This window comes from Frankia sp. CpI1-P, from assembly GCF_001421075.1.
Taxonomy (GTDB): domain Bacteria; phylum Actinomycetota; class Actinomycetes; order Frankiales; family Frankiaceae; genus Frankia; species Frankia torreyi.
In genome coordinates this window covers 1-22,410 of the sequence record NZ_LJJX01000038.1, presented here as the reverse complement: position 1 = coordinate 22,410, position 22,410 = coordinate 1, and the positions used below count along the sequence as shown (strand labels likewise).

The following is a 22,410-nucleotide window of genomic DNA, read 5'->3' as shown; positions in this document are numbered from 1 at the left end:
GGGCGATTCCATTCCGCCCAGGTGTGCGGTGCGCACCGGTTTCGCCCACTCGGCGGGTGGGCCCGACCGTGGCAGCATGGACAGCACGCCGGGACGCCCAGCGCCCGGACGGACGCATCAGGAGTGCTCATGGATTCGTCAGGCACTGTCCGCAATCAGACATCCGACGACCACCCGCGGCCCGCGGACTCTCCGGGCACGGCGGCGACGCTCTACGGCGCGCCGGCCGAAACCCGGCCGCCGCGCCGGTCGCGGTTCACGGTCCGCGACGTGGCGGCGGCGAAGAGCCGGGGCGAGAAATGGTCGATGCTCACCGCGTACGACTTCACCACCGCCACCGTCTTCGACGAGGCCGAGATCCCCGTCCTCCTGGTCGGGGACTCGGNCGCCAACGTGGTCTACGGCTACGACACGACCGTGCCGGTCACGGTCGACGAGCTGATCCCGCTCGTGCGCGCCGTGGTGCGCGGCGCGCCGCACGCGATGGTCGTCGCCGACCTGCCGTTCGGGTCGTACCAGGCCGGCCCGGAACAGGCGCTCGCGACCGCCACCAGGTTCCTCAAGGAGGGCGGCGCCCAGGCGGTGAAGCTCGAGGGCGGCGCGCGGGTCGCTCCGGCGGTCGCCGCGCTCGTCGGTGCGGGCATCCCGGTGATCGGTCATCTCGGCCTGACCCCGCAGAGCATCCACGCCCTGGGCGGCTACCGGGTGCAGGGCCGAGACGAGGCGGGCGAGGTCCTGCTCGCCGACGCGCTGGCGATCGAGGCCGCCGGCGCGTTCGCGGTCGTGTTGGAGGTCGTGCCCGCGGATCTCGCCGCGCGCGCCACCAAGGAACTGCGCATCGCCACGGTCGGGATCGGCGCCGGCGCCGACTGCGACGCGCAGGTACTGGTCTGGCAGGACATGGCCGGGCTGAGCGGCGGCCATGTCCCCCGCTTCGTGAAGCGATACGCCGACCTGCGCACCGTGCTCGGCGACGCCGTGCGCACCTACCGCGACGAGGTGCGCGGCGGCCAGTACCCGACGGTCGAACACAGCTACTGATCGCCCGCTGATGCCGACGGTCGGTGGCCGGTCGCGGACGCCGCGATCCGGCCACCGACCGCCCGTCCACCGGCTCCGCCCCGGCCCGAGACTCCGGCGCGCCGGGGTCGGGCGGTCAGGCGCGGGCCAGCGCCGCCGCGAGTTCGTGGCGCGCCGCCGCCAGCGACGGTCCGTACCAGGTCAGCAGGCGGCCGGGGACGCAGACCGCGGGGGCGGCGAACGCCTCGGGCCCGTCGGTGGGGCTGAAGGCGTACGGCTCGTCGGGCAGCACGACGAGGTCGTGCGGCGGGAGGTGGGCCGGATCAAACCGCGGGTAGCGCTGCGGGGAGTCCGCCAGCACGTTGTCCACCCCGAGGCGGCGCAGCACGTCGCCGGCGAAGGTGTCGCGCCCGACCGCCATCCACGGGCGGCGCCAGATCGGCACCAGGGCGCGGCGGCGCGCGCCGGGGCGCACGGCATCGCCGACGGCCGCGTTGGTGACGGCCGCGTTGGTGACGGCCGCGTTGGTGGCGGCCGCGTTGGTGGCAGTGCTGGCTGCGTCGGCGGCGGTGTCGGCCCAGGCCGCCCGGGCGGCGTCGAGCCAGGCGGGGCGCGGTAGTCCGCAGGCCAGCCGCAGCATCCGATCGAGGCTGTCCAGGGCCGCCTCGACGGTATTCGGCGCCGTCACCCACACCGCGAGCCCGGCGGCGCGCAGAGCGGCGAGGTCGGACTCGCGGTTCTCCTCGGCGTTGGCNCAGACCAGGTCCGGGGCGAGCGCAACGACCGCGTCGACGTCCGGATTCTTCGTTCCGCGCACCCGGGCCACCGCGAGCCCCGGCGGATGACTGCACCAGTCGGTCGCCCCCACCAGCAGTCCCGGCGCGGAAAGGGCGATCGACTCGGTCAGGCTGGGCACGAGCGAGACCACCCGGCCCACCGGTGCGGAAATCCGCACCGGGTGGCCGAGGTCGTCGCGGCTCAGGTCGTCGCGGTGAGGTGCGCCCGGGTGGGGCCCTGTCTGCATCGCCCGCGCGGTGGTCAGACGTCGGTGATGCGCAGGCCGGCGTGCGACTTGTAGCGGCGGTTGACCGAGATCAGGTTCGCGGTCAGCGCCTCGACCTGGCCGGCGTTGCGCAGCTTGCCGGCGTAGATGCCGCGCATCCCGGGGATGCGCTCGGCGAGCGCGGCGACCAGGTCGGTGGCGGCCCGGTCGTCCCCGAGCACGAGGATGTCGGTGTCGATCTTCGCGACCGACTCGTCGGCCAGCAGCACGGCGGAGACATGGTGGAAGGCGCCCACGACGGTGCTGTCCGGCAGGACGGCGGCGGCCTGCTGGGCGGCGCTGCCCTCGGGCACCGCCAGCGCGAAGGCGCCGCCGGAGTCGAAGCCCATCGGATTGACGCAGTCGATGACGATCTTCCCGGCGAGCGGCTCCCGCAGCGCCTCGAGCGTCTCCCGGTGACCGTCCCACGGGACGGCGACGATCACGACGTCGGCACGCTGCGCGACGGTGGCGTTGTCGGCGCCCTCGATGCGACGCCCGGGGCCGGCGAGCTTGGCCGCCGCCTCCTGGCCGCGCTCGGTCGACCGGGAGCCGATCAGGACAAGGTGGCCGGCTGCGGCGAAGCGCAGGCCCAGGCCGCCGCCCTGCGGCCCCGAGCCGCCGAGGATGCCGATCGTCAGTGCGGGGACGTCCGGGAGGACGCGGTCAGTCGAAGTCACCCTGTCATCCTGCCCGACCGGGCCGTTCGCCGCGCGAATCCATGACCGGCCGTGAATCCGTTCCCGGACCTTTGCCGAACGGTGGGAACCGGGACGTTCACCCTCCGGCGCGACGTCCAGCCACGAGCCCACCCCCCCGCGGACAGCTGGGGGCAATGAGGGACTATGCATGAACAACGGGACAGCTACGTGTTTGCTTCACCCGCCCCCAACCGGCCGGGACTTCGGCCACACCCGACGGGGCCCANACACGTCGCTACCGGCAGAGGAGCAGCGCACGTGACTGACAGCTACAACACCTGGACCACCACAATAGGTGATCGAGCGCATACGCCGAGCGAGACCGGTGGCATCCACGGCAACCCCGGGCGTGCATTGGTCCCAGATGGGCCGTACCGTTNCGTTCCACACGCATCGAGCAGATCTTCCGAATCAGGCGAGAGAGGTCGAGCAATGGCGGACGTATCGGTTCGCTTCGCGATGACGAACGACAGCGAAGTGGTGCTGAACCTGTCGCTGCCGCAGGCGCTGCGCCTGATGGAAGCGATCGCACGCAAGGTGGGCGAGACTCTCGCCGAGCGCAGCACGCAGGCGGTCGGCGGAGTCGGCGGGGTGCCGACGTCGGCGCCGTCGAACGGCATGCCGAGCCTGGGGCCCTACACCCCGTCCTGAACGGCCGGTTCCGGGCACGCTCGGTCGCTACCGGCGGCAGGGCCGCCCGCGCGATGCCGTGCCGCCCGAGTGCTGTGCCGCCCGAGTAGCGTGCCGGCCGAGTACCGTGCCGGCCGATCGGGGCACGACCGGCGCGGCCGCAGCGGCGCCGGTGGGGTTCCTCATCCACCGGCCGGGGGCCCGGGAATCCAGCCACCGCCGCCGGCGGCGGGCGGACCCGTGCCCAGCGCCCGGGGATGTGACGTCGCATACACCTCTCGCAGCCGATCCACCGTCACCAGGGTGTAGATCTGGGTGGTGCTGACCGATGCGTGGCCCAGCAGCTCCTGGACAACCCGGACGTCTGCTCCCCCGTCGAGCAGGTGGGTGGCGAAGGAATGCCGCAGCACATGCGGTGAGACGCCGTCGACCCCGGCCTGGGCAGCCGCGGTCCGCAGCACCGTCCACGCGCTCTGCCGGGACAGCCGGTTGCCGCGCCGGGAGAGAAAGACCGCCGCCCCCGACCGGGGCCCCGCGAGGCTCGGCCGGCCCAGGCGCAGGTAGTCCGCGAGCGTGGTCACGGCGCACCGGCCCAGGGGAACGATCCGGTCCCGGCCGCCCTTGNCGTGCAGCCGCACCGCGGCAGCCTCCAGGTCGAGATCGTCGACGTCCAGCCCGACCGCCTCGGAGATCCGCGCACCGGTCCCGTAGAGCAGCTCCAGCAGCGCCGTGGCGCGCAGCCGGCGGACCGCTTCGGCGGGTTCCACCGCCGCCGGCGCGGGATCCTCGGCCCGGTCCGCCACCCCCGCCACCCCCGCCTGCGCGGTGCCCGCGGCCGCGGCGAGCACCGCGGTCACCTGGTCCACGGAGAGCGCCTTGGGCAGCTTGCGGGGCGGCGTCGGCGGTCGCACCGGACGGGACACGTCCTCGCTGACGTCCCCCTCCTCGGCGGCGAAGCGGTGCAGTGAGCGCACCGCGACGAGCATCCGCGCCACCGATGCCGCGGCGAGCGGCGGATGGGTGTCGTCCCCCGCACGCAATGCCGCGGCGAAGCCGGCAACCTNTGCCTCACCGACCGCGTCCAACGAGCACAGGCCATGCGCCGACAGATGGCTCAGGTAGCGGCGCAGATCGCGACGGTAGGCAAGGACGGAGTTCTGGGCGAGTCCCCGTTCGCCCTCCAGATGATGGAGATAACGCGCGATGATGTTCCCGGGCGTGCCCCGCTGCGAGGGCACGGGATGATCGAGGGCGCGGGCGGGCCCGCTGCCGCCGGGCGGCGTTCCCAGCCGCACCGCCTCGACCGGCCCGCCCGCCGCAGCGGGAGGGCGCATCCGGAATGTCCGGTCGCCGCCGGTGGCTCCCATCATCAAACTGATAGTAGGACCTGCGCATCGTTCTCCGTTGGCGCCTATCCACATGCCGGGCTCCTGCGGCTATTCTGGCGACTTGTGCGGACGGACGCCGAATCGTCACGCTACGCCGCACGGCTGGGGGTCGTCATCACCGCCGTCACGACACTTGCCCTCCTGTCGGGAGCGGGCCTGCTCGCGGGTTGTGGCGGCGACGGCCACGAGCCCGCTGGCGCGGCCGTCCCCGCCCGCCCGGACGCGGCGTCCGCCGGCAACCCGCCCGTCGGCAACCCGCCCGTCGGTGGCTCGTCTGTCGGTGGCTCGTCCGTCGGTAACCCTTCCGCTGGCGGCTCCTCCGCAACGGCGGCCGGCCCGGCTGGGGGCTCCGACGACGCGCCCGCCGCGGCCGCCCGCACGGTCGAGGCCTACTTCCGCGAGATCAACGACGCCGCCCGGGGCGGCCGGCTCGCCGTGACCACGCCGACCGCGCTGGCCGGCTGCCAGCCGTGCGCCCTGGACGTCGGGGTGACTCGATCGCTCCAGCAGCGCGGCCTGCACGCCGACGCCGCCGCCTACCGCCTGACCGACCTGTCCGCCCGGCCCCGGGCCGGGCTCGTCGCCGCAGTGACCTTCACCCTGCACACCAGCGCCGTCGGGCTGCTGGACCTCGCCGGACGCCACGTCGCCGACGCCCCCGGCGTGCCCACCCGGGCCGCCACCGCCGAACTTGCCCTCACCCAGCACGGCTGGCGCATCCAGACCCTGCGCTACGCCCCGGGGCCGGCATGACGGCCCCGCCTGCGTCCTCGGACTCCCGTTGCGGTCGGCGAACGCTCGCCAACCCGCGTCCGCTGTCGGGCCGGCGGTGGCTCGTCCGGATGGCGGTGGTCGCCGTCATGGTCGGGCTGCTCGCGGGTGTCGGCGGTCTGCTGCCCGGCCCGGGGCTGCCGGGCCTGTCCACCGCCGGCCGCGCCGAAGCGGCTCCTGGCGACGAGACCCGGGTACCCTGCGTCGGCGTGCTCTGGGGAAGCTGCGACACCCGGGCCACCGCCAACGGCTACCAGTACCGTTACCACGACGGGGTGCTCGAGCGGATCCCCGACGGCGCCGACGGGGGCGTCCCGAGGCGGGCATCCTGCGGGCAGGCCTGCCCGGATGACCCCGCCGCGGTCTGTGAGCTGTACGAGCTCGTCGGCCCGGACCCGGCGATGACACCCGCCGAACGCGCCCAGTTCGACCAGACGATGGCCGGGTGCAACAACTACCTGCTGCCCGACAACGCGGTGCCGCTCGCGGCCGTGCAGGCGGCGCTCGCCGACTACCTGCGGGACAAGCTCCTACCGAAACCGTCGATCGTCATCGCGCCGTCCGGGCGCAGCTTCGCGAACCTGGCGACGATCCTCTACACGCCCGTGCCGGAGTCGTACACGTTCAACGTNGACCAGCCCGTCGTCGCCACGATCAGCGCGATCCCCCACTACCGCTGGGAGTTCGGCGACGGCGAGACCGGCCCCGACGCGCCCGGGCGGCCCTACGATTCGGCGATTTCCCCGCGTGACCATCCCGAGGCATACGTGTCGCACGAGTACGCCCGGCCGGGGCAGTACCAGGTGACCCTCACCGTGACCTGGGACGGAACGTTCACCCTGCCCGGCGTCGCGGAGGCCTTCCCACTGAACCCGGTGACCCTCGCCGCCGCGCAGGGCCTCGTCGTCAACGAGGCCGCCGGCGTCCTGGTCCACAACGACTGACCAGCCTGGACGGAACCCTAGGGGCCCTCGTGACCGTCCATGAGCACCGGCGAGCCCACGCACGGGTCGGGCGCGGGTGCGGCAGCGGATGCCTGGGAGAGCGCCTCCATGTCTCTTCCACAGGGTTCAGCGTCCGGATTTATCCCTGTGGAAGAGACAGATGGCGCCGCTCCCCCGCCCGGCGCTAGCCGCGGTGGGCTGGTCGGGCCGGCCAGGGGGAGTCGATGGGGCGCAGGCCGGCGAAGTTCGCCGCCCGCGCCCGCGCCGTCGCCAGCAGGCCGACGACCGCCATCGCGTTGGTGATCTCGCCGCGCAGGACCCGCGCGACGGCCTCGTCGAGGTCGATGCGCGCCAGACCCATCTCGGCCTCCTCGTGCACCGGCACGTACCGCTCGGCCGCCGGAATCTCGTGCAGGTCCCGAGCCAGGAAGACCCGGTATGCCTCGTCGGTCATCCCCGGCGAGGACCAGACGTCGACGAGCAGGTCGTACCGGTCGGCGCGCAGCCCGGCCTCCTCGGCGAGCTCCCGGGCGGCGGCGACGGACGCCGGCTCCCCGGGCACGTCGAGGATGCCGGCGGGCAGCTCCCACAACGGGCCGCCGACGGGATGGCGGTACTGGTGCACCATCACGACCCGGCCGCCGTCGTCGAGTGCAACCACGCCCACCGCACCGGGGTGGACGACGACATCGCGCTGGGAGACGTCGCCCTCGGGCATGCGCACCTGGTCGCGGCGGACGGAGATGATCCGCCCGGAGTAGGCGAGCGTGCTCTCGGTGACCTCGTAGCGGTGCGCGTCGGCGGTCACGGCGACACCAGGGCGGCCGTGCCGTTCGAGCTGGCCCCCGGACGGGCGTTGCCGGCGCCGCGGCGGCCGCCGCCACCCCGGCCGGATGTGCCCCCCGGGCCGCCCGCTCCCCCGGCGTGCCCCGCGCCGGCGACGGCCGGCGCCGCGGCGTCGTCCTCGGCCCCCTCGGCGAGGGCGGCCCCCGCCCGGGCCCCGGTGTCGGCCCCAGCGCCGGACACGGTTCCGGCCGTGGCAGTCCCGGCCCCGGTGCCGACCGCCGAGGCGTCCGTGCGGGCCCCGGACACCGAGGCGGGCGTGGCGGCGGCGTCGGTGGCCGGCAGGTCGACGGGCAGCACCCCGCGGCGACGATCGGCGTGCGCGATCGCCGCGGCGACGAGCCCCCGGAACAGCGGATGGGCCCGCGTCGGCCGGGACCGGAACTCCGGATGCGCCTGGGTGCCGACGTAGTAGGGGTGCACGTCGGCGGGCAGCTCCACGACCTCGACCAGCCGGCCGTCCGGCGAGGTGCCGGAGAAGACCAGNCCGGCGGCGGCGAGCCGCTCGCGGTAGTCGTTGTTGACCTCGTACCGATGACGGTGACGCTCGGCGACCTCCGGCACCGCGTACTCGCGGCGGGCGACCGTGCCGGGGGCGAGCGTGCACGAGTACAGGCCGAGGCGCATCGTGCCGCCCATGTCCCTCGTGCCGGCGACGACCTCGTGCTGGTCGGCCATCGTGGAGATCACGGGATGCGGGGTGTCGGGCACGAACTCGGTGGAGTTCNCTCCCTCGAGGCCCGCGAGCCCGCGGGCCGCCTCGATGACCATGCACTGCAGGCCCAGGCAGATCCCCAGGGTCGGCAGGCCGTTCTCGCGGGCGTGCCGCAGCGCGGTGAGCTTGCCCTCGATGCCCCGGATCCCGAAGCCGCCGGGCACGATGATCCCGTCGACCCCGTCGAGCAGCGCGGCCGTCTCCTCCGGAGAGGAGCACTCGTCCGAGGTGATCCACCGCAGGTCGACCCGGGTGTCGGTGGCGAACGCGCCCGCCCGCAACGCCTCGGTCACCGACAGGTAGGCATCCGGCAGGTCGACGTACTTGCCGACGATCGCGATCGTCGCCGAGTTCGTCGGATGATGCACCCGGCGCAGCAGGGTGTCCCACTCGGTCCAGTCGACGTCGCGGAACGACAGCCCCAGCCGGCGCACCACGTAGGCGTCGAGGCCCTCCCGGTGCAGCACCCGCGGGATGTCGTAGATCGAGCTCGCGTCCGGCGCCCCGACGACCGCCTCGTCGTCGACGTCGCACATCATCGCGATCTTCTTCTTCAGGGCGTCGGGCAGCGGCCGGTCGGAGCGGCAGACCACCGCGTCCGGCTGCAGGCCGATGCTGCGCAGCGCCGCCACCGAGTGCTGCGTCGGCTTGGTCTTCAGCTCCCCCGACGGACCCAGATACGGCACCAGGCTGACGTGGACCGTCAGCGCGTTGTCCCGGCCGACCTCGTGGCGCACCTGGCGGATCGCCTCGAGGTAGGGCAGCGACTCGATGTCGCCGACGGTACCGCCGACCTCCGTGATGACCACGTCGACGCTGTCGCCGGCGAGCCGCCGGATCCGATCCTTGATCTCGTCGGTGATGTGCGGGACGACCTGCACCGTCTGGCCGAGGTAGTCGCCGCGGCGCTCGCGGGCGATGACCGCCGAGTACACCTGGCCGGTCGTGACGTTCGCGCTGCCGTCGAGGTTCACGTCGAGGAACCGCTCGTAGTGCCCGATGTCCAGGTCGGTCTCGGCGCCGTCGTCGGTGACGAACACCTCGCCGTGCTGGAACGGGTTCATCGTGCCGGGATCGACGTTGAGATAGGGGTCGAGCTTCTGCATCGTGACCCGCAGTCCGCGAGCCTTGAGAAGCCGCCCGAGGCTGGATGCGGTCAGTCCCTTGCCGAGACTGGACGCGACCCCGCCGGTGACGAAGATGTGCTTCGTAACATGCACCTGGCCCACGTGAAACTCCCGTGGTCACGCCGCCGGTCCGGACCCGACGCCTCCACGGGACTTCACGGTAACACCTTCCCCGTGAGGTGCCTCCGGCACCTCACGGGGACCCCGGGTTCCAGGCCGCCGTATGGGGTCTCGTTCGATCGCCTCCGGCGATCCTCCTGGACACACCACCCGGCGACGCCTTGGGCGCATCACGGGGACCCCGAGTAGCCAGAGAGGTCCAGGAGTTCGCGGCTCGCGGCGACGATCACAGAGCGTGGCGGCGGCTGGCGGGNGTTCGGGGNGCATGCGTGGGAGAGCGCCGACGTGGTTCCTCTGATGGGTTCGGCGTCCGGTTTGTCCACACAGAGCGACCACGTGGCACCGGTCCCACGCACATCCCCGCTTCCGGCCCCTTCGCCGGCCACGGAACGTCGTCGTCAACCCCGACCCGACCCGACCCGGACCGGCGCAAGCAACCGTGCTTACGCGGCCGCCGCCGACCGTGACAGTCCCGCCCCGCCGCACAGGAGGACAGCCCGCCGCACCCNCAGCAGACGAACTCACGTCAGGCGATCGCGCCCAGGATCCGGGGACGATGCGGTCCATGCTCGCGGTGGATGACGATGGGAATCAGTAGCGGGCGCCGACCACCTGGGCGTCGAGGGCGTCGAGGACAGCCAGGTCGTCGGCGTCCAGGGTGAGGTCGAGGGCGCCGGCGTTCTGCTCCAGCCAGCGGCGGCGCTTGGTGCCGGGGATCGGGACCACCGGGACACCGAGCCGCTCGGCCTGCCCGTGCACCCAGGCGAGGGCGACCTGCGCCGGGGCGGCGTTCCTGCGGGCGGCGATGTCGGCGACCGCCTGCACGATCGCGCGGTTGGCCTCGCCGGCCTCCCCGACGAAACGCGGGCTGCGCGACCGGAAGTCGAGCGCACCGAGATCGGAGCCGTCGAAGGTCGCGGTGAGGAAGCCCCGGCCGAGCGGGGAGTAGGGCACCAGCCCGACGTTCAGCTCGCGCAGGGCGTCGAGGACGGACGTCTCGGGATCGCGGGTCCACAGCGAGTACTCGCTCTGCACCGCCGCGATCGGGTGCACGGCGTGCGCGCGCCGCAGCAGCGCGCCGTCGACCTCGGACAACCCGAGATAGCGCACCTTGCCCTGCGCGACGAGCTCGCCCATCGCCCCGACCGTCTCCTCGATCTCGGCGGTCTGCGGCGGCCGGTGCAGGTAGTACAGGTCGATGACGTCCACGCCGAGCCGCAGCAGCGAGGCGTCGCAGGCCCGCTGGACGTACGCCCGTTCCCCGCGGACGACCCTGGCGCCGTCGCCGCCGGAGCGGTCGATGCCGAACTTGGTGGCCAGTTGCACCTGGTCCCGGCGGTCGTGGATGGCCCGCCCGACCAGCACCTCGTTGTGCCCGGCCCCGTAGACGTCGGCGGTGTCCAGGAACGTGACGCCCAGGTCGAGCGCCCGGTGGATCGTCGCGATCGACTCGTCCCAGTCGGTGGCGCCGTACCACTCGCTCATCCCCATGCAGCCCAGCCCCTGGGCCGAAACGTTCAGTCCACCAAGGTTGACCTCGTGCATGCCGCTGCTCCCTGCCCGCCGATCCGTACGCCGTCAGCGGTAACCCTAGGTGTTGGAGCGCGCGCTAAGACAAGCCCGCGCTTACGGTCGGGCCTTGTCGGCGGCGGCGGCGGCGAGGAGTTCCTCGGCGTGGCCGCGGGCCAGCGTGCTCTCCTCCTGGCCGGCGAGCATCCGGGACAGCTCGCGGACGCGGCCGGCGTCGTCGAGGGTGATGACGCCGCTGCGGGTGACCGAGCCGTCGTCGGCCTTGTGCACGACGAGGTGCCGGTCGGCGAACGCGGCGACCTGCGGCAGGTGGGTGATGCAGATGACCTGGTGGGTGCGGGCGAGGCGGGCCAGGCGGCGGCCGATCTCGACGGCGGCGCGGCCGCCGACGCCGGCGTCGACCTCGTCGAAGACCATCGTGGAGCCGGCGTCGTCGGCGGCGAGGACGACCTCGATGGCGAGCATCACCCGGGACAGCTCGCCGCCGGAGGCGCCCTTCTGCACCGGCCGGGGCGGGGCACCGGGATGCGGGATGAGGCGCAGCTCCACGTCGTCGACGCCGGCGGGGCCGAAGGCGACGAGCCGGTCGCCGACGGGCAGGCCGGCGGGATCGTCACGCTGGGCCACGGCGGCCTCGACCCGGGCGCGGGGCATCGCGAGGCCCGCGAGCTCGGCGGCAACCGCCTCACCGAAGCGGGCCGCCGCCGCCGACCGGGCCTCGCTGAGGGTGGCGGCGAGGCGGGCGAGCTCGGCGGTCAGCTCGTCGCGGCGGGCCGTGAGGGTCTCGGCGCTGTCGCCGGCGCCGTCGAGCTCCAGCAGCCGGCGGCCGGCCTGGTCGGCCCAGGCGAGCACGCCGTCGATGTCGGTGCCGTGCGCGCGGGTCAGGCCGGTCAGGGCGGCCTTGCGGTTCTGGGCGTCGGCGAGGCGCTCCGGGTCGGCGTCGATGCTCTCGGCGTAGGAGGCGAGGTCGGCGGCGACGTCGGTGAGCAGCATGCTCACCTCGGTCAGCCGGGCACCGAGCGCGGCGAGGTCGGCGTCGAGGTCGGCGTCGCCGGCGATGACGCGGCGGGCGGCGGAAACCAGGTCGACGGCGCCGGAGTCGTCGGAGCCGGACGCGGGATCGCTGATCAGCGCCGCGTGGGCTGTGCGGGCGGTGCGGACGAGCGTCTCGGCGTGTTCGAGCTTCGTCAGCTCGGCGTCGAGAGTGACGTCCTCCCCCGGCGCCGGTTCGACCCGCTCCACCTCGGCCAGGCCGATCCGCAGCAGCTCCGCCTCCTGCTCGCGTTCCCGGGACCGCTCGGTGACCTCCGCGAGCGCCCGGCTGACCCGGCTCAGCTCCGTGTAGACCACGCCGTAGCGGGCCAGGGGCCCCGCGACGGCGTGGCCGGCGAAGCGGTCCAGCGCCACGCGCTGCGTGGACGGGCGCAGCAGCCGCTGCGCCTCGGACTGGCCGTGGACGGCGATGAGATCCTCGGCGATCTCCGCGAGGAGGCTCGCCGGCACCGAGCGGCCCGCCACCTGTGCCCGGGAGCGGCCCTCCGACGTCAGCGTCCGCCCGACGACGAGGACGGCGCCGCCGGGATCGTCGTCGAGGTCGCCGCCGACGTCGCGGACCCGCGCGGCGACCGCGGAGTCCGCCGGGATGAGCAGGCGCCCCTCGACGAACGCCCGCTCCACCCCCGGCCGGACCAGGCCGTAGTCGGCCCGGCCGCCGGTGAGCAGGCCCAGGCCCTGCACAATCATCGTCTTGCCGGCGCCGGTCTCGCCGCTGACCACGGTCAGGCCGGCGGCGAGATCGAGGGCAGCGTCGTCGATGACCCCGAGGCCGCGGATGCGAATCTCCTCGAGCACGCCCCGAACTCTAGCCGCCCCACCGGGTCCGCCGACATCCTCAACCGTCAACAACCGTCTACAACCGTCAACGGACCCGCCCGAGTCCACCCCAGCGGGTCCGATGGCCGCTCAGCGCTCGTTGCGGCCCCGCCAGCCCGCCACGGGCAGGTCGAACTTGGCGACGAGCCGGTCGGTGAACGGCAGCGGGCGCACCACGGCCAGGCGCACCGGCCGCCGGCCGCGCACGACCTCGACCCGCGACTCGGGCGGCACCTCGGCGAGACGCCGCCCGTCGCAGTAGAGCACGCCGGGCACCGGCTCCAGGATCTCCACGGCGACGGTCGCGCTCGGCGCGAGCACGAGCGGCCGGGCGAACAACGCGTGCGCGCTGATCGGGGCGACAAGCAGCGCCTCGACCCCCGGCCACATCACCGGGCCGCCGACGGAGAACGCGTACGCCGTCGATCCGGTGGGCGTCGAGCAGATCACCCCGTCGCAGCCCCACCGGGACAGCGGACGACCGTCGATCTCCAGGACGCATTCCAGCATCCGCGCCCGTTCGGCCTTCTCCAGCGACATCTCGTTGAGCGCCCAGCCGGAGTAGGTGACCTCGCCGCGGCGGCGGACGGTCACGTCGACGGTCATCCGGTCCTCCACCGTGTAGTCCTTGCGGACGACGTGGTCGATGGTGGACTCCAGCGCGTCCGGTTCGGCCTCGGCGAGGAAACCGACGTGGCCGAGGTTGACGCCGAGCAGCGGCACGTCGGCGCCGCGGGCGAACTCCGCCCCGCGCAGCAGGCTGCCGTCGCCGCCGAGGACGAGCACCATCTCCACCCCGACGGCGGCGTCCGCGTCGTGCGGGACGACGTTCGCGCCGGTCAGGTCGAGCTGCTCGGCCTCGTCGCGCAGCACCCGCGGCGACACCCCGGCGCCGGNCAGCCCCTCGATCACCCGCTGGGCGCTCTCCCGCACGATCGAGCGGCGTGGATGGGTGACGACGAGGATCTCCCGGGTCATGCCGGACGCTCCGGTCGGTTCCCGGCAGGACCGGCCTCGATGGCGCGGGTGAGCGCGTCGTCGTCGAGTGGCGGCGCGCCCGCGGCGAGCCAGAGCAGGTACTCCACGTTGCCGGCCGGGCCGGGCAGCGGACTCGCGGTCACCCCTCGCACGCCGAGACCGAGCCCGCCCGCCACGGCCGCGACCTCGCGCACCACCTCGGCGTGCAGCGCCGGATCGCGGACCACGCCGCCGGCGCCGAGCCGCTCGCGACCCACCTCGAACTGCGGCTTGACCAGAAGCACGAAATCGGCGTCCGGCGCCGCGCACTCCCGCAGCGCCGGCAGCACCAACCGCAGCGGGATGAACGACAGATCCCCGACGACCAGTTCGACCGGCTCGCCGACCTCGGCCGGGGTCAGCGCGCGGGCGTTGACCCGGTCGAGCACCCGCACCCGCGGATCCGAGCGCAGCCGCCACAGCAGCTGGCCGTAGCCGACGTCGACCGCGACGACCGACGCCGCACCGTGGCGCAGCAGCACGTCGGTGAACCCTCCGGTGGACGCCCCCACGTCGAGGCACCGCCGCCCGGCCACCACCAGCGACCCACCCGGATCCGCCACGGCCGGCGCGGTCGACGCGGCGTTGGGCTCGGCATTGACCGCCTCGGCATTGACGGGCTCGGCAGCGACCGCCTCGGCGTCGTAGGCGGGGACGCCGAAGGCGGCGAAGGCGCCGAGCAGCTTGTGCGCGCCGCGCGACGCCCAACCGGGATCGTCGCTCGCGGATACGGCGATCGATGTCGTTCCGTCGACGACCGTGGCGGCTTTCGTCGCCGGGATGCCGCCGACCAGGACCCGGCCGGCGTTGATCGCGGCCACGGCCTGCTCCCGCGAGCGGGCGAGTCCACGCCGGACGAGCTCGCTGTCCAACCGCACGCGACGGGCCACCACGCCCCCTGCTCGACTCACCGAACCGGCCGGACCGGACCCGGCCGTGGCTGCGCCCGATCGACCTCGGCTGCCGCGCCGCCGCCCGACCCGTCCAGGTCGGCCAGGGCGTCGGCCAGTCGGCGGTTCATCTCCTCGAAGACCTCCACATGTTCCGACGTCGCCACGACGTCGAGGGTGTCCAGCCGCGTAAGCGCGTCCCGGATCTCGGCGGGCAGGTTCTCGGTGCTCACTCTGTCAGCCTCCCGCACTTTTCGTCGATGGTGCGACGCCTCCCCCACGACGTGGGTCATGCGACGAATCTCATGACCCGCCGCATCCGCCGCGGTGCCGCTCGCGACCCGTCCGCCCGGGCGCTGCGCCACCTTCGCCGGCCACTCGCCCGGTGAGCGTCGCCTACCGCCCGATGGAAGGCACCATGGGAGGGCCCCCGCCGACGGGAGGCCCCGAACCGACCCGAAGGAGGCCGGAGCTCCCGATGGCCGACAGGTCACAGTGTGAGACCGCGTTCCGTAGCATCGCCGACCGTCTGGACAGGCTCGCCGCCGAGGGCCGCCCGCCCCGAACCCCCGACCGCACGATCGTCTGCCGCATCCCGGACCTGGGAACCNCCTTCTCCGGTGAGCTGCGCGACGGCTGCCTGCGCGACCTCGGCGAGGGTCACCGCGACGACGCCCAGATCACCCTGACCGTGAACAGCGACGATCTGATCGCGGTCACCGAGGGGCGGTTGTCGGTGCTGTCCGCCTGGACGAGCGGCCGGCTGAAGGTGGACGCGAGCGTGCGCGACCTGCTGAGGGTCCGCTCCCTGCTCTGACCGGCCGCCGGGTGTGCCCGCGCTGCCGACGTACTGCCGAGGTCAGGGCGCGACGGTGGGTACGACCAGGTCCGCGCAGCCCGCGGGCCGGTCGGCCGCGATCGCGTGGACTGCGACGCCCACATCGATAGCGGACCAGACCGCCGCGCACGCGGCCCGCAGCGCGTCGAGTCCGTCCCCCGCGCCGCCCTCGCCGTCACCGCCGTTCGCGTTGCCACCCTTGGTGTCGTTGCCGGCGTTGATGCCGTCGCCCCCGTCGTTCGCCGACCAGCTCAGCTCGCCGTCGTCGACGCGGGCGACCCACCCGCCGCAGGCGGCGGCGTGCTTGCCGGCGTCCGGCCGCGCCCGCACCGGTGGCGCCGGCCGCAGCAGGCCCCGCAGGTCGGCGGCCAGGAAGGTCGGGCGGTGCTCCGGCGGCGCGGCGAGCAGCTCCGACGGCGTCGTGACCCCGGTGAAGACGAGCAGGGTGGGCGTGGACGACCGGGTTCCGGCTTCGATGTCGGTGTCGAGCCGGTCTCCGACGATCATCGGGGTGCGGGCGCCGCTGCGCCGCATCGACTCCCGGTGCATCGCCGCCTCCGGCTTGCCGGTCACCAGGGGCTTCTGGTCGGTCGCGGCGCGCAGGAACGCGGCCACGGCGCCGTTGCCGGGGGCGATGCCGCGCTCGGTCGGCACCGTCCGGTCGGCGTTGCTCGCGACCCACCAGGCGCCGGCCCGGATCGCGTAGGTCGCCTCGGCCAGGCGGGCGTAGGTGAGGTCGGGGTCGAATCCCTGGACGACGGCCACCGGGGCGTCCTCGGCGGAGTCGACCGGGGTCAGCCCCTCCTCGATGAGCGCCTGGCGCAGCCCGCGCCCGCCGAGCAGGAGCACCCGGGCGCCGGCGGGCAGTCGTTCGGCGAGGACGTGCGCCGCGGCCTGCGCGGAGGTGACCACGTCCTCGGCCCGCGCCGGCACGCCGAACCCGGTCAGCCGGTCGGCGACCTCCGCCGGCGGGCGCAGGGCGTTGTTGGTGACGTAGACGGTGCGCAGGCCGCGACGGCCCGCGGCGGCGATCGCCTCCGGGGCGTGCGGCACCGCCGACCCACCGCGGTTCACCACCCCGTCGAGATCCATCAGGGCGACGTCGAACAGGTCGGCGAGCGGTCGGTCGGTGCCGCGCAGCGGGCCGGCCTCGGCCGCGTCGCGGGGCTTGGCCACCAGGCCGGCGGTCAGATCTGGGGACACGGCGAACTCTCCGGGGATCGCGCTGGTCGCGGGCCTGTCGGCCGCGCGGGACGGTGGCCACCGGGACGTCCCCGGCAGCCGATCGGTCATGCCCGGGCCAGGGCCGCGCGGGCACCGCGCAGCGCGACTCCGTAGTGCCGGATGTCCGGGCGCATCGCCACTGCCAGCGCGAGGTGCTCGACGGCCGCACGAAGATCGCCGATCTTGCGGGCGGACAGGCCGAGGCCGAACTGCGCGTAGTCGTCGGTGGGATGACGGTCGACGATCCAGGCGAAGGTCTCCCGGGCGGCGACGTACTGGCCGGCGCTGAACTGGGCACGGCCCAGCGCCTCGCGAACGCTCGGCGAGGCCGGCTCGGCCGCGACCGCGTGCGCGAGCAACTGCACCGCGGCATTGGCGTCCCCGTGGCCCAGCAGGGCCATCCCGCGGGTGTACCAGTCGTAGACCTCGCCTGCCGGCCCCGGGCGGATGCTGTCCGTCGGGGCGCCCTCGTCCGGAGTCTCTTCCGGGCGGCCGGTCTTGTCGACCATCTTCACCTCCACCACGTGGACGAACACCTACGCTGCGCCGGCCGCTCGCACACCCCTACGCGGCGGACCACTCTGCGACAGCGTCCCCGGCGAGCACCGCCTGCGCCGCACGGCGCCGCAGCGCAAACCCGCCCCCTCGGACCAACACCGCCGTGGACGGAATCACTCCGGTCGGCTCTGCCGCGNCTGGCAGGCCCACCAGCCGTGATCCCAAGAGCTGGGAATCACGCTTCGTAATCACTCCTCTCACCAGCGAGGATGGCGACACTCCCGGGTCCAGTGTCGCCGCAAAGCCCGCCGGGACGCCCCCGGATCGGATAATGATCACTACCGGTGGCCCGCGGCCTTGCCGTCACGACCGGACACACCACGCCCTGCGCTCACGGCGGCCGCGGCGGGCGATACCCGATGACGCCCACCAACGGGCCGCCGGCGCCACCCCACCCGGCCGGCGGATCCCCGGGTCGGCCGGCCGGCACCGGCCGGGTCCTACGATGCGGCTCATGCTGCACGCCGATCATCCCGTCCCCGTTCCCGCGGGACTCGTGCTCACCCCGTTCCGGGCGGCGCGCTTCCCGGTCTCAGGGCCGGCTCTCGCCGCGTTGACCTCGCCGCCCTACGACGTGATCGACGATGCCGAACGCGCCCAACTCCTGGCCCGCGACGTCCACAACGTGGTGNGGCTCATCCTGCCCGGCGACGACTACGACGGCGCCGCCCGCACGCTGCGGGAGTGGCTCGACGGCGGGGTGCTGCGCCGGGACGACAGGGCGTCCGTCTACGTGTGTGAGGAGGAGCAGGACGGCCACGTCCAGCGGGGGCTGATCGGCGCCGTCGCACTGGCCGACCCGGCGGCGGGGATCATCCTGCCGCACGAGAACACCATGGCGGGGACGGTCTCGGACCGGCTGGCGCTGACCCGGGCGACCCGCGCCAACCTGGAGCCCATCTTCCTGCTGTACTCCGGCGGCGGCGAGACCAGCCGAGTTGTCAGCGAACTGGTCGAGACTGTCCCGCAGATCGAGACGACCACAGACGACGGGGTGACCCATCGGCTCTGGGCGATCGACGACCCGACGGTGCTCACCGCCATGGCGGCCGACCTGCTGCCCCGGCGGGCCGTCATCGCCGACGGGCACCACCGCTACGCCACCTATCGGCAGTACCAGGCCGAGCGGCACGCCGCCGGGGACGGCTCGGGTCCGTGGGACTTCGGCCTCGCCTTCCTCGTGGACGCGACCGTCTCCGGCCCGCGGGTGCACGCCATCCACCGGGCGGTGACCGGTCTGGACCTCGCCGCCGCGGTGCGCCGGGCCGCCGCCGAGTTCACCGTCCGCAGACTCGCCGGCCCGGACGTCGCCAGCCCCGAACGGGCCGGCGCTGCACCGGCCGCCGCTGAACGGGCCGGAACCGAACAGGCGGGCGTCGACCCGAACCACCTGCTCGACGAACTGGCCAAGGCCGGTCAGGGCGGGCACGCCTTCGTCGTCACCGACGGCACCTCCGCCTACCTGCTTACCGAGCCCACCGCGGGCCTGCTGGCCCGCAGCCTGCCGGCGGGCCGCTCGGCCGCCTTCCGCCGGCTCGACGTCACCGTCGCCCACCTGGCGCTGATCGTTGACGTCTGGGAACTCGCGGACACGGTCGGCGTCGTCGACTACCACCACGACGCACCGGCCGCGATCGCCGCGGCGGCTGCGGCCGGCGGGACCGCGCTGCTGCTCAACCCGACCCCGGTCGCGGATGTGACCGCGGTCGCCGAGGCCGGGGAGCGCATGCCTCGCAAATCGACGCTGTTCACCCCGAAGCCGCGCACGGGCCTCGTCCTGCGCCCGTTGGACGCCTGACCGGCCCGACCGCGTCGCCCCGGCCACACGCCGTCTTCCGGCCACGCCGTCTTCCGGCCACAGTGCGGCCAGATCGTGCCGAGGCCGGAACGCGGTCTCGGCTCCGAGAACCGCCGCCAGACCTCGACACGATTCGGTACCGGCCTAGGACGGATCGTGTGACCGCTCCGCCGCTTCCCCCGAATCCGCTTCCGCCGAATCCGCCGGATTCACCACCGCTGCGGTGACGTCCCCCGAGTCGGCCAGATCCCCCGCATCCGCCAGATCGCCCGAGTCAGCCAGATCTCCTGCGCTCGTGGCATCCGGCGCATCAACGACGTTCGGCTCCTCGATGGCGGAGNCCCCGAAATCCGGATCGGCATCCGTGATGTCGACCGAATCGGTGGCGCCCGCTGCCGAGGAATCGCCAGAACCGGTGACGCCGGCTGCGGCCTCCTGATCCGTGGCTGCCTGCCCGCCGCCCAGCAGCTCGACGGCGTTCACCGCCTCGGACTCGACGTCCGCCTCGGACTCGACGTCCTCGTCCTCGGGCATCGGCTGGCCGGTGACGATCTCGTAAGCGCGAGCGGCCGCGTCCGTCTCGCCGTCGTCGACGGCCGCGGCGGAGGTGAACCACCGGGCCGCTTCCTCGGGACGGCCGGCGGCCAGCAGCGCCTCGGCGTAGGCGTACCAGAGCCGCGGAGCCCACGGCGCCGGCGCGCCCTTCGCGGTGGCGAGGTCGCGCAGCAGCACGACGGCGGCCTCCGGCTGGCCCAGGTCCCGGCGCGCCCCGGAGATCACGATCAGCATCTCGGCGCGGGCCGCCGGGTCCAGTTCGTCGGCCTGCGGATCGCGCAGGTAGGCGATGGCCCGCTCGGGCCGACCGAGGCCGCGCTCGCTGTCCGCCATCAGCGGCAGGTTGTGGCCCGAACCGTCCATCCGCCGGGCGGCCCGCAGCTCGACGAGCGCCGTGGCGTACTCGCCGGCGTGGTAGGCCGCGATGCCGACCGCCTCACGCACGGCGGGAAGGCGGGGCACCCGGTCGGCGGCGGCCCGCGCATGGGCGAGGGCCGCGGCCGGATCGTCGTCGAGCAGGAGCGCGGTCGCGACGAGATGCCGGGCGATCGTGTCCGCCAGATTCGTCGGCAGCCCCCGCAGCGAGCGGCGGACGTCGTGGTCGAGCATGTCCGCGCGGGCCTCGTCCGGCAGCGGCGGGGTCTGCACCCGGGGCCGCCGGCTGCCGACATCGGTGCGATCCGGCCGGGCCGACCGATCCGGACGGTCCCCCCGCCGATCGTCGGGACGGCCAGGTCCACCTGGTCGCCCACCGCGTCCCTGCGGGGCCCCGCGCCCCTGGCTCGCCCCGCGCGCCGCGGCGCCTCGGGGGGCGCCGTTACCCCGCGCGCCCGGTGCACCGGCGCGTTCCCCACGGCCACCCGCGTCCCGAGCACCCGCGCCCCGAGGGCCGGCGCCAGCGCCTCGAGTACCTGCGCCCGAGCCTCGAGTACCTGCATCGGGGACGCCGGAGCCAGCCCCGTCGCGCCATGACCGCTGCTCGCGGTACTCGCGCCGCTCGGCGCCGTCCGCCGCGGCCGGTCGGGGCGCGGCGGGTGCGTCACGACGATCGTTACGATCGTCGCCGGCCGTGGAGCCAGCGGGCCGCGTGTTCGCCGGACGGTTGGACGACCACCTGTCGGATCGGCCGTCACGCGCCGACGGATCACGGTCCGGTGCCACACGCTCCCGGCCGCGCTCCCACGGCCGCTGCTCCCGGCCATCTCGCTGGTCCTGGCGGGGACGCTGGTCCTGGCCTTGGCGGGGCGGCCGCTCGCCACCGGCGACCCGTGGCCGTTCGGACGGCGTTCGGGTTCCGGTGGACGGCCGCTGCCCGGCGGTCCACGGCCGGGCAGCGGGCCCTCCGCGTCCCTGTCCCTGGCCGGACTCGGCCCGCTGCCACCCGCCGCGGCCGGCAGCGCTCTCGGGACGCGACGGCCGCTCAGCCTGCACGCGTCCGTGCGCCATGCCGCGGTCGGGCGCGCCGCGGTCGGTGCCACGCTCGGTGGTACCGGCCGCACCGTACCTGCGGGCACCGTCGTCACGACGGTCGTTCCGGTCGCGCGACGGCTCCCGGAATGGGCGGCGCTGCGCGTCCGGGGCGCCGGTACGGTGGCCGCCGGTGGCGGTCCGCTCATCCGCACCCGGCCGGCCGCGGCGAACCCGCCACGCCGACTCCGCCGTCATCCGCCCCGGGACCTGCCCCGCACGGCCGACGCCGCCGCGCGCCGCCCCGCCAGCACGCCCGCCACCGCTGGCACCCGCGCCCTGACGAAAGCCGGGGCCGCCCTGACGGTCCCCGCCGGTTCGGTCGTCACGGGGCTGGCCGGCACCGAAGGACGCCCCGGCCGGCCCGCGCCGATCGAAGCGGTCGCCGCCGGACGAACCCTGCCCACCCTGCGGGCGGTCATTTCGCGGGCGGTCGGTCCGCGGAAAGCGCGCACCCCCGTCCGGACCACCGCCGGAGTCGCCGGCAGGCCGCGGCCGCCGGGCCGGTGAATCGGCCCGGCCATACCCACCGCTCTCGCCCTCCGTCCGGTCGGCCCAACGGCGGCCTGCCCCGGTTGGCCGAGAGCCTCGGCCGGGGGCGGCGTCGGTCAGCCGCCGGACCTGCCCGGACCTGGCTCGGCCCGCGCCGCTGGCGGCATCGCCGGACCAGCCGCCGCGGGTAGCGCTCTGCCCCCGGGTGCCACCGGCACGCGGCGCCGCCGACCGGGCCGGAGCTGCACCCCGCCCGGCGCCACCCGCCGCATGGTCACGGCGCGGTGCTCCCCCGAACGCACCGTCCGGGCCGGACCGGCCACCGCGCCGAGGGGTACCGTCCCGCCCGGGCTCCCGGTCACGCCGCTGGGGCCGGTCGGAGGCGTACGGCACCGATGTGCCGCGCTCATTCGCTCTGTCTTCCCTCGCCATGACCGGCCGTTCCCCTTCGTCCCGCATGCGCCGCGGTCGGCGGCCGCGGATCTGATGTGTGCTCTGCCAGGAGGGCATGGACCCACCGGTCTGCCCCGGCGCGGTCCGCCGCGGCGTCGGAGGAGACCTCGACGAGGATCCGGACGCCGATCCGCGGGATGCCCGCAGCGATGTCCACAGTACGGGGTATGCCCGACGCCGCCGCTCCCAGCCGGTCGGCGCCGCCACGCCGGCAGCGAGTCCGGGCCGGTCTGATCCCCGACCGGCCTGGCGCCGAACGCCGCCGGAGGACAACGCCGGAACCGGCCTCAGCCGCACGCCGGGGATCGTCCACGCACAAAACAAGTGTGGGGTTGCCTTAAAAAGGCAACCCCACACTTTGTGTAAGTCCGGCGGCGTCCTACTCTCCCACACAGTCCCCCATGCAGTACCATCG

19 protein-coding genes and 9 pseudogenes are annotated in these 22,410 nt (G+C 74.5%); 10 read left to right on the top strand and 18 right to left on the bottom strand.

Annotated elements, in window-relative coordinates; translation table 11 throughout:
• Positions 1 to 129: 129 nt before the first annotated feature.
• Together FF86_RS54665 and panB are read left to right on the top strand one after the other, a co-directional pair.
• Positions 130 to 385: pseudogene (locus FF86_RS54665) on the top strand (3-methyl-2-oxobutanoate hydroxymethyltransferase); the annotation flags it as partial.
• Position 386: 1 nt separating this feature from the next.
• Positions 387 to 1,041, top strand: a 655-nt coding sequence (gene panB / locus FF86_RS22075; protein ID WP_242419270.1) for a 3-methyl-2-oxobutanoate hydroxymethyltransferase, incomplete at its 5' end; no start/stop codon positions are given.
• A gap of 115 nt (positions 1,042 to 1,156) precedes the next feature.
• Here the strand turns inward: panB and FF86_RS22070 are convergent.
• From FF86_RS22070 to npdG, 3 genes and pseudogenes are all read right to left on the bottom strand, one after another.
• Positions 1,157 to 1,774 (bottom strand): annotated as a pseudogene (locus FF86_RS22070) (helical backbone metal receptor); the annotation flags it as partial.
• Between the two features lies 1 nt (position 1,775).
• Positions 1,776 to 2,044, bottom strand: a 269-nt coding sequence (locus FF86_RS54660; RefSeq protein ID WP_242419269.1) for a helical backbone metal receptor, incomplete at its 3' end; no start/stop codon positions are given.
• Positions 2,045 to 2,058: 14 nt separating this feature from the next.
• Positions 2,059 to 2,742, bottom strand: a complete 684-nt coding sequence (gene npdG, locus FF86_RS22065) for an NADPH-dependent F420 reductase (RefSeq protein WP_044887523.1) — start codon at positions 2,740 to 2,742, stop codon at positions 2,059 to 2,061.
• Between the two features lie 453 nt (positions 2,743 to 3,195).
• Here npdG and FF86_RS54655 point away from each other — a divergent pair, with 453 nt between their 5' ends.
• Positions 3,196 to 3,414, top strand: a complete 219-nt coding sequence (locus FF86_RS54655) for a hypothetical protein (RefSeq protein WP_009742848.1) — start codon at positions 3,196 to 3,198, stop codon at positions 3,412 to 3,414.
• Between the two features lie 161 nt (positions 3,415 to 3,575).
• Here the strand turns inward: FF86_RS54655 and FF86_RS54650 are convergent.
• The 3 genes and pseudogenes from FF86_RS54650 to FF86_RS54640 form a co-directional block, all read right to left on the bottom strand.
• Positions 3,576 to 4,017, bottom strand: a pseudogene (locus tag FF86_RS54650) (tyrosine-type recombinase/integrase); the annotation flags it as partial.
• Position 4,018: 1 nt separating this feature from the next.
• Positions 4,019 to 4,456: pseudogene (locus FF86_RS54645) on the bottom strand (tyrosine-type recombinase/integrase); the annotation flags it as partial.
• A gap of 1 nt (position 4,457) precedes the next feature.
• The coding region (locus tag FF86_RS54640; protein WP_396230005.1) for a site-specific integrase at positions 4,458 to 4,727 on the bottom strand (270 nt) is incomplete at its 3' end.
• A gap of 117 nt (positions 4,728 to 4,844) precedes the next feature.
• Here FF86_RS54640 and FF86_RS22050 point away from each other — a divergent pair.
• The gene (locus FF86_RS22050) at positions 4,845 to 5,534 is read left to right on the top strand and encodes a hypothetical protein (RefSeq protein ID WP_044887522.1); all 690 of its coding nucleotides are present in this window, start codon (positions 4,845 to 4,847) and stop codon (positions 5,532 to 5,534) included.
• Between the two features lie 650 nt (positions 5,535 to 6,184).
• The coding region (locus tag FF86_RS54630) for a PKD domain-containing protein (RefSeq protein WP_242419267.1) at positions 6,185 to 6,496 on the top strand (312 nt) is incomplete at its 5' end.
• Positions 6,497 to 6,680: 184 nt separating this feature from the next.
• Here the strand turns inward: FF86_RS54630 and FF86_RS22040 are convergent.
• The 10 genes and pseudogenes from FF86_RS22040 to FF86_RS22010 form a co-directional block, all read right to left on the bottom strand.
• Positions 6,681 to 7,304 carry an NUDIX domain-containing protein gene (locus FF86_RS22040; protein ID WP_044887520.1) on the bottom strand — a complete coding sequence of 208 codons (624 nt, stop codon included), beginning with the start codon at positions 7,302 to 7,304 and terminating at the stop codon, positions 6,681 to 6,683.
• Positions 7,301 to 7,825, bottom strand: a pseudogene (locus FF86_RS54625) (CTP synthase); the annotation flags it as partial. The pseudogene FF86_RS54625 and the gene FF86_RS22040, both read right to left, overlap by 4 nt.
• 1 nt (position 7,826) lies before the next feature.
• A pseudogene (locus FF86_RS54620) lies at positions 7,827 to 8,066 on the bottom strand (CTP synthase); the annotation flags it as partial.
• A gap of 1 nt (position 8,067) precedes the next feature.
• A partial coding sequence (locus FF86_RS54615; protein ID WP_242419266.1) for a CTP synthase occupies positions 8,068 to 9,283 on the bottom strand: 1,216 nt, incomplete at its 3' end.
• Between the two features lie 609 nt (positions 9,284 to 9,892).
• Positions 9,893 to 10,846 (bottom strand): aldo/keto reductase, encoded by a 954-nt coding sequence (locus FF86_RS22030; RefSeq protein WP_044887518.1) that lies wholly within the window; start codon positions 10,844 to 10,846, stop codon positions 9,893 to 9,895.
• An 81-nt stretch (positions 10,847 to 10,927) separates the two neighbouring features.
• Positions 10,928 to 12,682, bottom strand: coding sequence for a DNA repair protein RecN (gene recN / locus FF86_RS22025; RefSeq protein WP_044887517.1), 1,755 nt, complete (start codon positions 12,680 to 12,682; stop codon positions 10,928 to 10,930).
• Positions 12,683 to 12,793: 111 nt separating this feature from the next.
• Positions 12,794 to 13,599: pseudogene (locus tag FF86_RS22020) on the bottom strand (NAD kinase); the annotation flags it as partial.
• A 1-nt stretch (position 13,600) separates the two neighbouring features.
• Positions 13,601 to 13,681, bottom strand: an 81-nt coding sequence (locus FF86_RS54610; protein WP_242419280.1) for a hypothetical protein, incomplete at its 3' end; no start/stop codon positions are given.
• Positions 13,678 to 14,610: a TlyA family RNA methyltransferase gene (locus FF86_RS22015; protein WP_044887540.1), complete on the bottom strand. Its 933-nt coding sequence runs from the start codon at positions 14,608 to 14,610 to the stop codon at positions 13,678 to 13,680. The genes FF86_RS54610 and FF86_RS22015, both read right to left, overlap by 4 nt.
• 17 nt (positions 14,611 to 14,627) lie before the next feature.
• The gene (locus tag FF86_RS22010) at positions 14,628 to 14,843 is read right to left on the bottom strand and encodes a hypothetical protein (RefSeq protein ID WP_044887515.1); all 216 of its coding nucleotides are present in this window, start codon (positions 14,841 to 14,843) and stop codon (positions 14,628 to 14,630) included.
• A 245-nt stretch (positions 14,844 to 15,088) separates the two neighbouring features.
• Between FF86_RS22010 and FF86_RS54605 the strand changes: the two are divergent.
• Together FF86_RS54605 and FF86_RS54600 are read left to right on the top strand one after the other, a co-directional pair.
• A pseudogene (locus FF86_RS54605) lies at positions 15,089 to 15,220 on the top strand (alkyl sulfatase); the annotation flags it as partial.
• Between the two features lies 1 nt (position 15,221).
• Positions 15,222 to 15,427, top strand: a 206-nt coding sequence (locus FF86_RS54600) for an SCP2 sterol-binding domain-containing protein (protein WP_242419264.1), incomplete at its 5' end; no start/stop codon positions are given.
• Between the two features lie 42 nt (positions 15,428 to 15,469).
• Here FF86_RS54600 and FF86_RS22000 read toward each other — a convergent pair.
• On the bottom strand, positions 15,470 to 16,651 hold the full coding sequence (locus tag FF86_RS22000; RefSeq protein WP_236706615.1) for an HAD-IIA family hydrolase: 1,182 nt from the start codon (positions 16,649 to 16,651) through the stop codon (positions 15,470 to 15,472).
• A gap of 86 nt (positions 16,652 to 16,737) precedes the next feature.
• On the bottom strand, positions 16,738 to 17,181 hold the full coding sequence (locus FF86_RS21995; protein ID WP_173667376.1) for a lipopolysaccharide assembly protein LapB: 444 nt from the start codon (positions 17,179 to 17,181) through the stop codon (positions 16,738 to 16,740).
• Between the two features lie 494 nt (positions 17,182 to 17,675).
• Here FF86_RS21995 and FF86_RS54595 point away from each other — a divergent pair.
• The 3 genes and pseudogenes from FF86_RS54595 to FF86_RS21980 all read left to right on the top strand — a co-directional run.
• Positions 17,676 to 17,861: pseudogene (locus FF86_RS54595) on the top strand (DUF1015 family protein); the annotation flags it as partial.
• 1 nt (position 17,862) lies between these two features.
• The coding region (locus tag FF86_RS21990; RefSeq protein ID WP_242419263.1) for a DUF1015 family protein at positions 17,863 to 19,028 on the top strand (1,166 nt) is incomplete at its 5' end.
• 1,791 nt (positions 19,029 to 20,819) lie between these two features.
• Complete coding sequence (locus FF86_RS21980; protein ID WP_044887511.1) at positions 20,820 to 21,560, top strand: hypothetical protein; 741 nt, start codon at positions 20,820 to 20,822, stop codon at positions 21,558 to 21,560.
• Positions 21,561 to 22,410: the final 850 nt, after the last annotated feature.